This is a genomic window from Aliiroseovarius sp. D2-2, from assembly GCF_055809455.1.
In genome coordinates, this window is record NZ_CM147913.1 from 1,295,900 (window position 1) to 1,310,218 (window position 14,319).

Annotated in this window: 9 protein-coding genes; 7 read left to right on the forward strand and 2 right to left on the reverse strand. The window is 53.0% G+C overall.

Translation table 11 applies throughout. The features are described from left to right. Nucleotides 1-266 precede the first annotated feature (266 nt). The gene (locus tag AC0L6A_RS06460) at nucleotides 267-629 is read right to left on the reverse strand and encodes a DUF5368 domain-containing protein (RefSeq protein ID WP_473292961.1); all 363 of its coding nucleotides are present in this window, start codon (nucleotides 627-629) and stop codon (nucleotides 267-269) included. A 14-nt stretch (nucleotides 630-643) separates the two neighbouring features. Continuing rightward, the gene (locus tag AC0L6A_RS06465; protein ID WP_473292962.1) at nucleotides 644-1,954 is read right to left on the reverse strand and encodes an NAD(P)/FAD-dependent oxidoreductase; all 1,311 of its coding nucleotides are present in this window, start codon (nucleotides 1,952-1,954) and stop codon (nucleotides 644-646) included. Nucleotides 1,955-2,247: 293 nt separating this feature from the next. On the opposite strand from AC0L6A_RS06465, the gene AC0L6A_RS06470 reads away from it, so the two are divergent. The 7 genes from AC0L6A_RS06470 to AC0L6A_RS06500 all read left to right on the forward strand — a co-directional run bounded on the left by AC0L6A_RS06470 (nucleotide 2,248) and on the right by AC0L6A_RS06500 (nucleotide 14,267). Beyond that, entirely contained in the window at nucleotides 2,248-5,037 is a 2,790-nt protein-coding gene (locus AC0L6A_RS06470; RefSeq protein WP_473292964.1) for a bifunctional aconitate hydratase 2/2-methylisocitrate dehydratase, read from the forward strand. 392 nt (nucleotides 5,038-5,429) lie between these two features. Next, a complete protein-coding gene (locus tag AC0L6A_RS06475) occupies nucleotides 5,430-6,242 on the forward strand; it encodes a DeoR/GlpR family DNA-binding transcription regulator (protein ID WP_473292965.1) in 813 nt (270 codons plus the stop codon). 83 nt (nucleotides 6,243-6,325) lie between these two features. Next, nucleotides 6,326-8,788: a GcvT family protein gene (locus AC0L6A_RS06480; RefSeq protein ID WP_473292967.1), complete on the forward strand. Its 2,463-nt coding sequence runs from the start codon at nucleotides 6,326-6,328 to the stop codon at nucleotides 8,786-8,788. 29 nt (nucleotides 8,789-8,817) lie between these two features. After that, entirely contained in the window at nucleotides 8,818-9,813 is a 996-nt protein-coding gene (locus AC0L6A_RS06485) for a GlxA family transcriptional regulator (protein ID WP_473292968.1), read from the forward strand. Nucleotides 9,814-9,991: 178 nt separating this feature from the next. After that, nucleotides 9,992-11,011: a putative 2-aminoethylphosphonate ABC transporter substrate-binding protein gene (locus AC0L6A_RS06490; RefSeq protein ID WP_473292969.1), complete on the forward strand. Its 1,020-nt coding sequence runs from the start codon at nucleotides 9,992-9,994 to the stop codon at nucleotides 11,009-11,011. 122 nt (nucleotides 11,012-11,133) lie between these two features. Further along, complete coding sequence (locus AC0L6A_RS06495; protein ID WP_473292971.1) at nucleotides 11,134-12,249, forward strand: putative 2-aminoethylphosphonate ABC transporter ATP-binding protein; 1,116 nt, start codon at nucleotides 11,134-11,136, stop codon at nucleotides 12,247-12,249. Then, nucleotides 12,246-14,267, forward strand: a complete 2,022-nt coding sequence (locus AC0L6A_RS06500; RefSeq protein WP_473292972.1) for a putative 2-aminoethylphosphonate ABC transporter permease subunit — start codon at nucleotides 12,246-12,248, stop codon at nucleotides 14,265-14,267. The genes AC0L6A_RS06495 and AC0L6A_RS06500 overlap by 4 nt, the downstream gene beginning before the upstream one ends. The last annotated feature ends 52 nt before the right edge of the window (nucleotides 14,268-14,319 follow it).

The window sequence follows — 14,319 nt, forward strand, 5'->3', positions numbered from 1 at the left end:
AGCCGGTTTTCTCTAGATTGTCACTTGTCCCGCTTGAATCGCGACTTGTTCGCCATGAAGCCCATCGTATGTTGGGGCAAAAAATGTAGCTTTCAGCATTCTTTCCCTTTCTCGATCCGTATGGCGGGGCGAAAGCACACTCTCGCATTTGTTTAGGGAATGTGTGGAGCCTCAGCGAAACGAATTGCCAGATATTCTACCAGCGGAAAGCCTGAAATTACAAAGGGCCGCAAGACGCGGCCCTTTTTCGTCTTTCTTGCAGACGGTCAATCAGCCTGCTTTTTGGATCTCTGCAAAACCAACGCATCAAACGTGTAGACCAAGATCGCTGCACCAACTGCGCCCATAGCCGCAATTCCTAGAAGGATGATCACGTCAATCGGCCCTCCGATGTCGGAAAAGCTGGAATGGGTCATCTTTTGCACGAACAAAACCGCGACGACCGCCCCGATGGGCATAGACAGTTGTGCGCGCAGGAATTTATGCCAACTGACCGCGCGGTCACGGATCAGGACGTAGATGTAGGCCAGTGTGATCACCGCGGCCAGCACGACCATCACCCAGAACAATGTCGGGCCAAAGATCTCTTCAAAGACGGCAATTAACGTTCCGAAGGTAAGCTCTTTCATGGGTCATGTCCTCCTTATGCGTCGCCACGGATCATGGCGTTATAGGTTGCTTTCAGGGCAACCTCTTTCATCAGCCAGCTGATCCACAGTTCTTCAAGCGGCGCAATCACACCGGGAAAGCTGGGGGTCAGATTGTTGTCGTAGTCAAACTCGATCAGCATCGCACGGCCAACGCGGGTGATTAGCGGGCACGAGGTGTAGCCGTTGTAGCTCGCGTCGCTTGTGGTGCCGGTTATCTGCGCGATCAGATGTTCTTCGACCACTGGGACCTGCCATTTAACGCTGGCTGCCGTTTTCCCTTTTGGAACGCCTGCGATGTCGCCAACCGCAAAAACGTTGTCAAAGAAGTTGTGGCGCAAGGTATGTTTGTCGACGGCTGCCCAACCCCGTCCATCCCAGCTTCCGGGATCGGTCAGGGCCGAGTTGCGAACAACATCTGGGGCCTGCTGCGGCGGTACGATATGCAGATAGTCATATGGCATCTCGGTATCGCCGTTTTCGGTCTCAAATGTTGCGGTCTTTTTGCCCGCATCCACCGACTTCAGAACATGGCTGTAATGGGGGGTGATGTCGCGTTGCCCAAACAGCATCCGCAGTTTTTCCGAGATGATGGGAACGCCAAACAGACCATCATTATGGGCCATGTAGTTGATGTCCAACTTGGATGCGCCAGCTTTGCGCGCGATGTCATCGATTAGGAATGTGTGTTTGATGGGCGCGCCCGCGCATTTCATTTCGGTCGCGGGGCGGGTGAAGATGCCGACGCCGCCCTCTTCGGTAAAGCGGCCAGCGGACTCCCATGTTTTTGCGGCATAGTCTGGTCCGGCATATAGCGACCCGATACCATCCTTGCCGATCATATCCATCTCGAAGCCTTCGATGGCGCTGTAGTTCAGCACAAGGCCAGTGGCCAGAACAAGGAAGTCATAGGGGACGGCTTGGCCGCTATCTGTCATCACCTTTTGCGCATCAGGATCAATCTCTGCTGCGCGTTCAGCGATCCAATTGATGTCCTTAGGCAACCAGCTACCGGTTTGCGAAACCGAGTAGTTGGCAGGTTTCAAACCCGCTGCGATCAACGAAAAGCCGGGCTGGTACCAATGTTCCATACGTGGATCAATGATAGTGATTTCTGCCCCGTTCAGTCGACGGACAAGGCGATTGGCCAAAGCGGTGCCCGCAGCACCAGCACCCAGAATGACAATTTTGGCTTTTGTGTTCACTGTTTTGGGGGCGGCGGCGGTGGCCCCCGTTGCCATCAGAGCACCTGCACCTGCGGCAAGGCTAAGAAATCCCCTGCGCGTTGCATTGAACGAATGTGTCATGAGCTCCCTCCAATCAGACAATTATGAATTCTATAGTGTCTCTATGCCTGTTAAATATTCACGTCTATGAATTTGTTAAACATCTAGGGGCGGTTCAATGACGCAGCGGGATTGGATCGTGGTCGGAATGCGGCTATGAAGTTGAAAAAGGCGCTTTGTGTTGCCTTTGAAGATATTGCCCCGCCAACAACAGTTTGGTATACAGCGGCATACAGCAGCCAATCCCGGTGCATGAATAGATTCTATCGCGCTGGGAAACGGGCTGCATCCAACTCGAAATCGTAGGGACCGTCATGAGCTTGTACACCGACTACCTAAATGAGATTGAAACACGCAAAGGTGAGGGTCTGCACCCCAAGCCGATCGATGATGGCGCGCTGGTGGGGGAACTGATTGAACAGATCAAAGATACCGGCAATGCGCATCGCGATGAATCGCTGAATTTCTTTATTTATAACACGCTGCCGGGCACAACGAGCGCCGCTGGCATCAAAGCGAAGTTCCTGAAGGAAATCATTCTGGACGAAGCTTCGGTTGCAGAAATCTCGGGCGAGTATGCCTTTGAACTTCTGTCGCACATGAAAGGCGGTCCTTCGGTAGAGGTTTTGCTGGATCTGGCGTTGGGCGATAACGCAGCGATTGCTGCGCAGGCCGCAGATGTTCTGAAAACACAAGTATTCTTGTACGAAGCGGACACCGATCGTCTTGAAGCGGCATATAAGGCTGGCAACGCCATCGCCAAAGAGCTGCTGGAAAGCTACGCCAAGGCTGAGTTTTTCACCAAATTGCCCGAAGTCGAAGAAGAGATCAAAGTCGTCACCTACATCGCTGGTGTGGGCGACATCTCGACCGACCTCATGTCGCCGGGTGCCGAAGCGCACTCGCGTGCCGACCGCGAATTACACGGTCAGTGTTTCAGCACACCAGAAGCTCAGGCTGAGATCCGTGCATTGCAAAAGGCACATCCCGATGCTCGCGTGATGATGATCTCGGAAAAAGGCACCATGGGTGTGGGATCATCGCGTATGTCGGGGATCAACAACGTGGCCTTGTGGATGGGCGAACAAGCCAGTCCTTATGTGCCGTTCATCAATATCGCCCCCGTTGTGGCTGGCACAAATGGTATCTCGCCGATCTTCTTGACCACCGTGGGTGTAACCGGCGGCATCGGAATTGATCTGGACAACTGGGTCAAGAAACTGGATGCCGACGGCAACGTGGTTGAAGACGAAGACGGTGAAGCCGTTCTGGAAGAGGCCTATTCGGTCGCGACCGGCACTGTTCTGACCATCAACACGAAAACTAAGACTCTGCATGATGCATCGGGCGCTGAGCTGAAAAGCGTCGCAGCCGCCTTCACACCGCAAAAGATGGAGTTCATGAAGGCTAGCGGTTCCTACGCAGTGGTCTTCGGCAAGAAGCTTCAGACATTCGCAGCTGAAGCTTTGGGGCAGGAGCTGAAATCGGCTTATGCACCGTCGCAAGAGATCACAGTTGACGGGCAGGGCCTGACTGCAGTTGAAAAGATCTTCAACCGGAATGCGCGTGGTGTAACCCCGGGCAAAATCCTGCACGCCGGTTCGGACGTGCGCGTCAAGGTGAACGTGGTCGGCTCGCAGGACACCACAGGCCCAATGACCGCGCAGGAACTTGAGGCTATGGCCGCCACTGTGATCTCGCCCTTGGTTGACGTGGGTTATCAGTCGGGTTGCCACACTGCATCGGTCTGGGACAAGAAGGCTCAGGCCAACATCCCTAAACTGATGCAATTCATGAACGATTTTGGCCTTATTACCGCGCGGGATCCGAAGGGTGTTTATCATTCGATGACCGACGTGATCCATAAAGTGCTGAATGACATAACTGTGGATGACTGGGACGTCATCATTGGCGGCGACAGCCACACTCGAATGTCGAAAGGCGTAGCCTTCGGGGCGGATTCAGGCACTGTGGCCCTGGCGCTGGCGACCGGCGAAGCGGCCATGCCTGTCCCGGAATCGGTCAAGGTGACCTTCAAGGGTGCAATGGCCGACCACATGGATTTCCGCGACGTGGTACATGCCACCCAGGCTCAAATGCTGGACCAGCACGGCGACAACGTGTTCCAGGGACGCATCATCGAAGTGCATATCGGCACCCTTCTGGCCGACCAGGCCTTTACCTTCACTGACTGGACCGCTGAAATGAAGGCAAAGGCGTCGATCTGTATCTCGAACGATGAGACGCTGATCGGCTCACTGGAACTGGCCAAATCGCGCATCCAGATCATGATCGACAAGGGCATGGATAACGCGGCCAAGACGCTTCAGGGTTTGATCGCCAAGGCGGACAAGCGCATCGCTGAGATCACATCGGGCGAAAACCCCGCTTTGACCCCGGATGACAACGCCAAGTATTTTGCCGAGGTCGTGGTAGATCTGGACCAGATCGTCGAGCCGATGATCGCCGACCCAGACGTCGACAATGTCGACGTGTCGAAGCGCTATACCCACGATACAATCCGCCCAATCTCGTACTACAAGGCCGAGAAACAGGTGGATCTGGGTTTCGTTGGCTCATGTATGGTGCACAAGGGCGACATAAAAATCGTGGCCCAGATGCTGAAGAACCTTGAAAAGGCCCATGGCAAGGTCGAATTCAATGCGCCGCTGGTTGTGGCCGCTCCGACCTACAACATCGTCGACGAACTGAAAGAAGAGGGTGACTGGGAGATTCTCCAGAAGTATTCGGGCTTTGAGTTTGACGACCTGTTCCCAAAAACGCAGGCGCGCACCGAGTACGAGAATATTCTCTACCTCGAGCGTCCTGGTTGTAGCCTTTGCATGGGGAACCAGGAAAAGGCGGAAAAGGGGGATACGGTTCTGGCCACATCGACCCGCTTGTTCCAGGGTCGTGTTGTGGCGGATGCGCCGGACAAGAAAGGTGAAAGCCTGTTGGGCTCAACCCCGGTGGTCGTGCTCTCTGCAATCCTGGGCCGAACACCCACGCTGGAGGAATACAAGGCTGCTGTCGATGGCATCGATCTGACCAGATTTGCGCCGCCATTGACGATCCCTTCAACAGCAAAATCGGCGCATTTCTAAGAGAAGTGCATCGCGTTCAAGAGGCGTGAACAGCACCGTCTGTCGTTTTGCGGAACTAAGAGAAATAGACCACCGGCGCAATCCGGTGGTCTTTTTTGTTGTTGTGAGAAATTCGGCTTCTTGAAATCTCATCTTGTGCCACGACAGAGGAGCATTTGCGTGTAGCATCCGGAGATCAAACTGTACTCGGACATCATAGATGAGTGGAAGAAACAGAATCTGGTTTCGAGAGCAGATCGGGAAGTTTTGCAGTTGGCAGACGAAGTAAGATTGCAGTGGGGCAAATATTTATCTGAAGATATTTTGTTCCCACCAACTATGTTTGCTTGTATCGCATAAGGTAACTGGAGGCAGTGAAACTGTCGCGATAAGTACGTAAAAAAAATAAACAATTGGAATATGCCAGTTTATTTGGCAAAACTTGGCAAAACAAAAAATCGGAGATCTCCGCTATGCTTGCTTCTGAACGACATGCGATAATCCTGCAGGAAGCGGCACACCAACCTGCGATTTCCATTCGTTACCTCACAGAACGGCTTGGCGTATCACGCGAAACCGTTCGCAAGGATATTGAGCTACTGGCGCAGGCGGGTGAACTGAAACAGGTGCGCGGAGGCGCAACAAGTGTGCGCAAACATGAGCCGCCCCTAGTTGATCGATCTCTCAGCAACCCTGAAGGAAAAAAGCAAATTGGTTTATGTGTCGCGCAAATGATTCCGGATGGTGCCAGTGTTATTATCGACAATGGGTCAACGACACTTGCAGCCGCCCAGGAACTTGCGCGCAGTAGGGCTAATTTAACAATCTATACCAATGATTTAGTGATTGCATCGTTGATGTCCCCGTGTGCTGAGGTGACGCTGCTTGGTGGGCGATTGAATGACTTAGAAAATGCAACAATGGGGATGGATACGCTTGACCATCTTGGACGATTTCATGCGGAGTATTCCCTGATTGGTAATGGCGGGATTAGTGCCCGCGCGCTGTTGACTGACTTCTCAATAGAAGCGGCCAATTTGCGGCATTTGATGATGCAGCGCTCTCAGCGCCCCTTGATTTTGGCCGATCACAACAAGTTTGGTGTGGTGGGGCAGGTGGTGATGAAGCCGTTGCCTCCGTCTGCCGCTCTTGTTGTTGATAAAAGCCCACCCGCGGAATTGGCAGACGTCTTGGCGCGAGAAAAGTTAGAGGTAATAGTGGCGTAATGCCAAAATAAGAAAGTAATTGCCAAAAATTGCAAAATATCGCTAGGGTGTTGGAAACGAATCCCACCGCATGGAGCGATGCAATGGCTGACACCACCCTTCCTACCTCGGCGCAATACGTCATAATCGGGGGCGGCATTGTCGGTTGCTCTGTTGCCTATCACCTGACAAAAATGGGGCACAAAGACGTTGTCCTTCTTGAGCAGGGCCAGCTGAGCTGTGGCACCACATGGCACGCTGCCGGGCTTGTTGGCCAATTGCGCAGTCAACCCGCGATGACCAACCTGATCCGCTACTCGACCGAGCTATATTCGCAGTTGGAGCAGGAAACTGGTCTGGCCACAGGCTGGAAAGAATGTGGGTCTGTAACGGTAGCTCGGACCGACGATCGTATGACCATGCTGATGCGCACTGCTGCCGCTGCGCGTGCACAGGGGGTCGAGGTTGAGGTGATCACCCCTCAAGAAGCACAGAATAAATGGCCGGTGATGCAGGTCGACGACGTCAAGGGCGGGTTGTGGATGCCCGGTGACGGCAAGGCCAACCCCACAGACTTGACCCAATCCCTGGCAAAAGGTGCACGTACGGGTGGCGCTAAGGTTATCGAAGGGATCAAAGTCACTGACATTCTGACCAAGGAAGGCACTGTCACTGGTGTTGCAACCGATCAGGGCACCATCAAGGCCGAGTTCGTGGTGAACTGTGCCGGTCAATGGGCGCGTCAGGTTGGCAAGATGTGCGGCGTGAACGTACCGCTCCATTCGGCCGAACACTACTATATCGTGACCGAGCAGATCGAGGGAGTGAACCCCGAATTACCCGTGTTACGCGACCCTGATGGCTTCATCTATTTCAAGGAAGAAACCGGTGGTCTGGTCATGGGCGGTTTCGAACCAGATGCCAAACCATGGGGCATGGATGGGATCCCCGATAACTTCTTCTTCCAACTTTTGGAAGATGACTGGGACCAATTTGAAATCCTGATGGAAAATGCACTGATCCGTGTGCCGAAGATGGCTGATGCCGGAGTGCGTCAGTTCTATAATGGCCCGGAAAGCTTCACGCCCGACAACAACTATCTTCTGGGCGAAGCGCCGGAATTGAAAAACTTCTTTGTTGGTGCTGGCTTCAACTCGATGGGGATCGCCAGTGCCGGTGGGGCAGGGCGCGCATTGGCGGAATGGATTGTCGAAGGTGCGCCAACCTCTGATCTGTTCGCCGTTGATATCCGCCGTTTTGCCAACTTCAACAACAACCCTACCTGGCTGCATGATCGTGTGAAGGAAACGCTGGGATTGCACTATGCCATGCCTTGGCCGAACCGCGAGCTGGAAACAGCGCGCCCGTTCCGACGGTCAGCTCTCTATGATCGGTTGGCTTCGAAAAACGCTGTGTTTGGCTCCAAGATGGGTTGGGAGCGGGTGAATTACTTCGCTGCCGAAGGTGAAAAGCCTGAAATCGAATACAGTTTTGGCCGCCAGAACTGGCATGACAATGTTAGCAAGGAGCACAAAGCCACCCGCGAGGCGGTGACGTTGTTTGACCAAAGTTCGTTCTCGAAGCTTCTGGTCCAAGGCCGTGACGCCTGCGCGGAACTGAACCGGATTTGCGCAGCGAATGTCGACGTGTCAGTTGGGCAAACGGTCTATACTGGGCTTTTGAATGAGCGAGGCGGGTATGAGTCCGATCTCACCGTGCTGCGTTTGAAAGAGCAAGAGTTCATGCTGATCACCGGGTCTGCGCAAACCGTGCATGACGCCGATTGGGTCCGCAAAAATTTCAGCGAAGACAGCCATGTGTTCTTAACCGATGTAACGGCCGCTTGGTCAGTCCTGTCTGTCATGGGGCCAAAGTCGCGCGATGTATTGAAGAAGCTTACCAAGGCCGATTTGTCGAACGCGGCTTTCCCCTTCGCCACAGTGCAAGAAATCGACCTGGGCTATGCCACTGTCTTGGCGAACCGCATGACCTATGTTGGCGAACTGGGATGGGAGCTAATCGTGCCGGTGGAATTCACCGCGGGCGTCTATGACGACCTGATGCGTGAAGGGGCGGAATTTGGCATGACCGACGCAGGTTACTATGCACTCGAAGGTCTGCGGATCGAGAAAGGGTTTCGCGCCTGGAGCCGCGAGCTCACTCCGGACATTTCGCCAATCCAAGCTGGGCTGAACTTCGCCGTAGATTACGATAAGCCGGGCGGGTTCATCGGGAAAGAGGCGCTGCTGGCGGCTAAGGAGAGCCCCGATCACCTGAAAACCCGGATCGTGCAACTGGTGCTTGAAGATTGTGATGCCCAACTTTGGGGTGGCGAGGCTGTTCTTAACAATGGTGTCGAAATTGGTGAAGTGCGCTCAGCGGCTTATGGGCACACACTTGGGACCGCAGTGGCGCTATGCCAACTGGACGCACCCGAACGTGTGACGGCAGACTACATTCGGGCCGGCACCTTCGAGATCGACCTGGCCGGAGTGAAATACGCCGCCGTTGCACATTTGCGCTCGCCCTATGACCCGAAAGGGGAACGCACCAAGGCGGATGGTTGAATTCCCCTGATCCCAGTGGAGGACAAGTCATGAAACATGACCCTGCCAATCTGAATAGTTCACAGAGAGTCACGTCCGTTGGCTTTCTGTGCCTCGAAGGATTGCCGCTCGACCAGCTTTCCGTTGCTTTCAGGTATCTGAAAGCGGCGAACCAGTTCGCAACGGGAACGTTATTTCATACTCAGATTGTCTCACTGTCAGGAGGTGAGATTGAATGTGAATGTGGTTTGACGGTTAGCACAAACGCTTTGCCGGTGGATCACAGCCCATTCCAATACTTGTTTGTATTTGGAGGTATCTCGCATCAGGCGGAGGATCTTGCTCGATTGCGTATGATCCTGAGACGGCATCTTAGCGCAGGATCCGTTGTGGCCGTTATTGAGAATGCCGTCCTTCAAGTGGCAAGCACGGGTGTATTAGACCAAGCTGACATCTGTGCAACGCGTCAAGTTCAGACCATTCTGGCGGAACGCTTCTCTCAGGTTAGTGTGCTTGACCAACCTCATAGTACCGTTGGAAATCTGTGGTCCGCCGTTGGTCAGTTTGCTCTTCTAAATCTGATGTCAAATCTGGTGACGCAATCAGCAGGGCAACGGGTTAAGGCTGAACTGGCCAGATGCTTTTTCGGATACCACCAAAGCAACATGGCCGAGTCTGACGCTAAGTTGTTGCAATCCTGCTCAGAACCCGCAACCACCGGCGACCCGGTGGTAGACAAGGCAATAGAAATCTTCCGCGAGAACCTAGAGGTGCCACTATTGTTGCAGCAGGTCGGGCAGCAGGTCGGGATTTCAGTTCGACAACTTGAAAGAAAATTTCTTGTTGTCACAGGGTTGTCACCAAAAGCTTTCTATTTGGCCGAGCGTCTAGAGAGGGCTGATATAATGATCAGAGGGACAAACTTACCTATGCTGGAAATCGCTCTGGCCTGCGGTTTCGGCTCGTACTCGTCATTTTCGCAGCGTTTCCGAAAGAGCTTTGGACGAACTCCAGTCCGCAGACGGATGTCCGCGAGGATTGGGTGAAATGTGCAAAAAAATTATGGGTTTATTCAAAATGGGGGTGACTAAACCATAACTAAAACTAATGATGTTGTAGGATTTATCAACTTTTCTTGTTGATGAAACCTGCCAAACTAAACTTGGTTACTGAAACGCAGAAGAATCCAGAACCTGGTTTGAACGACCAACAGAGGAGAAAAATATGAAACGATTGTCATCCATTCTTACCACTGCGGCGGCGGGTGCATTGCTGGCCACAAGCGCGCTGGCTGATACAGAACTCACTGTTTATACTGCGGTCGAAGCAGAAGACTTGGCCCGTTATGCTGAAAAATTCAATGAATCGCACCCAGACATCAAGATCAATTGGGTACGTGACTCGACCGGCATCATCACCGCGAAGCTACTGGCTGAACGTGATAACCCACAAGCTGACGTTATTTGGGGTCTGGCCGCTACTTCGCTGCTTTTGCTGAAATCCGAAGGCATGCTGGAAGCCTATGCGCCGGCAGGTGTCGAAAGCCTTGACGCCAAGTTCGTTGATGGTGACAACCCGCCTGCTTGGGTGGGCATGGACGCATGGGTGGCATCAGTATGCTACAACACCGTTGAAGCTGAAAAGAATGGCCTAACTCCGCCAGCATCTTGGAAAGATCTGACCGACGCCCAGTACAAAGGTCATGTGATCATGCCAAATCCGAACTCTTCGGGCACTGGCTTCTTGGACGTTTCCAGCTGGTTGCAGCTGTTTGGTGAAGAAGGTGGTTGGGAATACATGGATGCGCTGCATGAAAACATTGCGCGCTACACCCATTCCGGTTCTAAGCCTTGTAAACTAGCTGCTGCCGGTGAGATCCCGATCGGTGTATCCTTCGCATTCCGCGGCGCCAAGTCGAAGGCCGCTGGTGCACCGCTTGAGGTGATCGTTCCGAGCGAAGGCGTAGGCTGGGATATGGAAGCCACAGCAATTGTCGCAGGCACCGATGATCTAGAAGCTGCAAAGAAACTGGTCGACTTCACAGTCACCAAGGAAGCCAACGAGATGTATAACGTGGGTTATGCAGTTGTTGCCTATCCGGGAATCGCCAAACCGGTTGAGCATTTCCCAGATGGTCTGCTTGACGCAATGATCGAAAACGACTTCGAATTTGCTGCGAACAATCGGGCCGCCATCCTTAAGGAATGGCAAGCTCGTTACGACGGCAAATCTGAAGCCAAGTAAAAACACCGCGCGAGGGGCGAGCTTCTTGCTTCTCGCGCAACCACTCTCTTTCCACACACAAAACTGTCTCGCGGTGCCAGGACATTGATTCCTTGCAATGCAAAGACTTAAGGAACATTCCCGTGACGCAAGAAAACGCATCTGGTGAACTCTACCTGAGTATCGAAAATCTTTGGAAAGCGTTTGGCGACTTTTTGGCGCTAAAGGACATCTCGCTTGATATCAAGGAAAGCGAATTCATCTGCTTCTTAGGCCCATCTGGTTGTGGGAAGACCACGTTGCTTCGTGCAATTGCTGGCCTTGATCTGCAAACAAAGGGCACCATCATGCAGGATGGTAAAGATGTCTCCAATCTGCCCCCATCCGAGCGCGACTTTGGTATCGTCTTTCAGTCATATGCTTTGTTCCCAAACCTGACGATCGAGAAAAACATCGCCTTTGGCCTTGAAAACACTGGGCGCAGCAAGTCAGAAATCGCTGTGCGCGTGGACGAATTGTTGAATCTCGTGGGCCTGCCAGACCAAGGCAAGAAGTACCCGGCACAATTATCGGGCGGTCAACAACAACGGATCGCATTGGCTCGCGCAATCGCCACAAGCCCCGGCTTGCTTTTGCTTGATGAGCCTCTTTCAGCATTGGATGCAAAAGTACGGGTCCACCTTCGACATGAAATTCACGAATTGCAGCGCCAGCTCGGAGTGACCACCGTGATGGTGACACACGATCAGGAAGAAGCGCTGGCCATGGCAGACCGGATTGTGGTGATGAACCACGGCGTGATCGAACAGATTGGTTCCCCAACAGAAGTGTATCGCGAGCCCAAGAACCTGTTTGTGGCCGACTTCATCGGTGAAATGAACCAGATCGAAAGCTTGGTTACAAAAGGGGGTCGTTTGTCTGTTGGCGAAAAAACCTTTGCCTGTCACGAACATGAGTTTTCGGATGGGACTCCCGTTGTTGCAGCCGTTCGCCCGGAGGACGTTATCCCGCACGAAGAGGGCTATACTTCCGAAGATCCAAATCGGAACTGCATTGACGCAATGCTACATGAAATGGAGTTCCTTGGCTCGTTTTGGCGTTGCCGTCTGCGTAACGAGCGTTTCGGGGAGTCCGAGCTGATCGCCGACTTTTCGATCAACGCTGTGCGTCGACTGGGGCTTGGTGAAGGGAGATCGATGGTCATTGAGCTGCCAGAAGACCGCCTGATGGCATTTGAGCGTCCGGAGGCATCAAAATGAGTAGCCCGACAACCGATCTTACAACTTTGCCTGACGGCCCGGTGGTCAAGGGCAAGGTCAGCCGAGATGACCTCATCATGCGAAGTGGCATGATTGTTATTGCACTCTACCTTATCGCCACAATGGTATTGCCGCTTTATGCCATGCTGTCGAAATCCTTTTCGACATATCGGTTTGAATTATCTCAGTATGAATTCCAGGTTACCGATGAAGCCGGTGTTTTTGATGGGACCATCCTGTCTGCTGAGAACTTGAACACAAGCACCCGGGCCTTTGAGGATTTGGACCTAAGCACGGGATCTGATGGGCGACTAGGTGTGACTGCGCTTTTCCCAGACTTCAGTTTCCGCAGCCCGGTAATGTACCAGATCCGGAATACCTCGGATGAAGGGCGATTCCTTGTGGGGTCGACTTTGCAGGACACTACAGAGTGGGTGACGCTGGACAGCAACACCTTCAGGCGGGTGCAATTGCGCCCGGTAAAATCCACTGGGATGGATAACTTTATCAGCTATTTTTCGACGCCAGCTTTGTTCAATTCCATCAAGAACTCGCTGTGGATTTCTGTGGTGTCGACGATCGTCACGGTGACGTTGGCTTTCTGGTTTGCCTATGCGCTCAATCGCAGTTGCATGCGCTACAAAGGATTGTTTCGTCTTGTGGCGATGGCACCTATCCTCGTGCCCTCACTGTTGCCTGGAATTGCTCTGGTTTACCTTTTCGGCAACCAAGGCATGCTCAAAGAGCTCTTGTTTGGTGCAAGCATTTATGGGCCGATCGGAATCGTCATCGGCTCGATTTTCTTCACCTTTCCACATGCTTTCCTGATCATCTCTACGGCTTTGGCCATTTCGGATGGGCGCCTTTATGAGGCGGCTACAAGCCTGAGATCGACGCCCTGGCGGACCTTTTGGACGGTCACAATTCCTGGCGCGCGATACGGTTTGATTTCTGCAGCGTTTGTGGTCTTCAACCTGGTCATCACCGATTTTGGCCTGCCCAAAGTGATTGGTGGTCAGTTCAATGTTTTGGCGGTGGATATCTACAAGCAGGTGATTGGTCAGCAGAACTTTGAGATGGGTGCGGTGGTGTCGGTGGTCCTGATTGTCCCGGCAATACTAGCCTTCGCGATTGATCGACTGGTGCAATCGAAACAAGTGGCTGCGCTGTCAGCCCGTTCAGTTCCCTATCAGCCGACGCCAAACGCAAAAACGGACCGTATCTTCTTTGTCTATTGCTGCCTTGTCGCTGTCTTCATCATTGGCCTTTTGGCGGTCTGCCAATTCGCCGCGCTCGTCAAGTTTTGGCCCTATGACCTGAGCCTGAGCCTGAACAACTATAACTTTGATCAGATGGATGGCGGCGGTTGGGCGTCTTACTTCAACTCAATCAAATTGGGTTTCCTGACTGCAATCTGTGGCACGGCAGTGGTGTTCTTTGGCGCTTACCTTGTTGAGAAATCAAACGGGTTCCGGACCGGGCGCGCGATCTTCCAAATGTTTGCAATGCTGCCTATGGCCATTCCAGGCATGGTCCTGGGACTTGCCTATATCTTCTTCTTCAATAATCCGGCAAACCCGCTGAACGCGATTTACGGTACAATGGCGATCTTGGTGATTTGTACCGTGACCCACTTTTACACGGTGTCGCACCTGACGGCGGTAACGGCGCTAAAGCAAATGGACCGCGAGTTTGAAAGTGTTTCGGCTTCGTTGAAGCAGCCCACATTGAAACTCTTCTCGCGCGTGACAGTACCAGTGTGTATGCCTGCTGTATTGGACATCTCGATCTATCTCTTCGTGAACGCGATGACGACAGTGTCGGCGGTGGTGTTCCTTTATTCGCCTAAAACCACGCTCGCATCGATTGCGGTGCTAAACATGGATGATGCAGGGGATATTGCTCCGGCAGCGGCGATGGGGATGATGATCTTCTACACCAATGCAGCGGCGCGGATCATTCACCTGATTGCATCTCGTGGGATCTTGACGAAAACACAGGCTTGGCGCGCCCGTTAAGCCCATACATATGAAGTCAATTAGCTCCGCCGCACTTGGGTGTCGGCGGAGT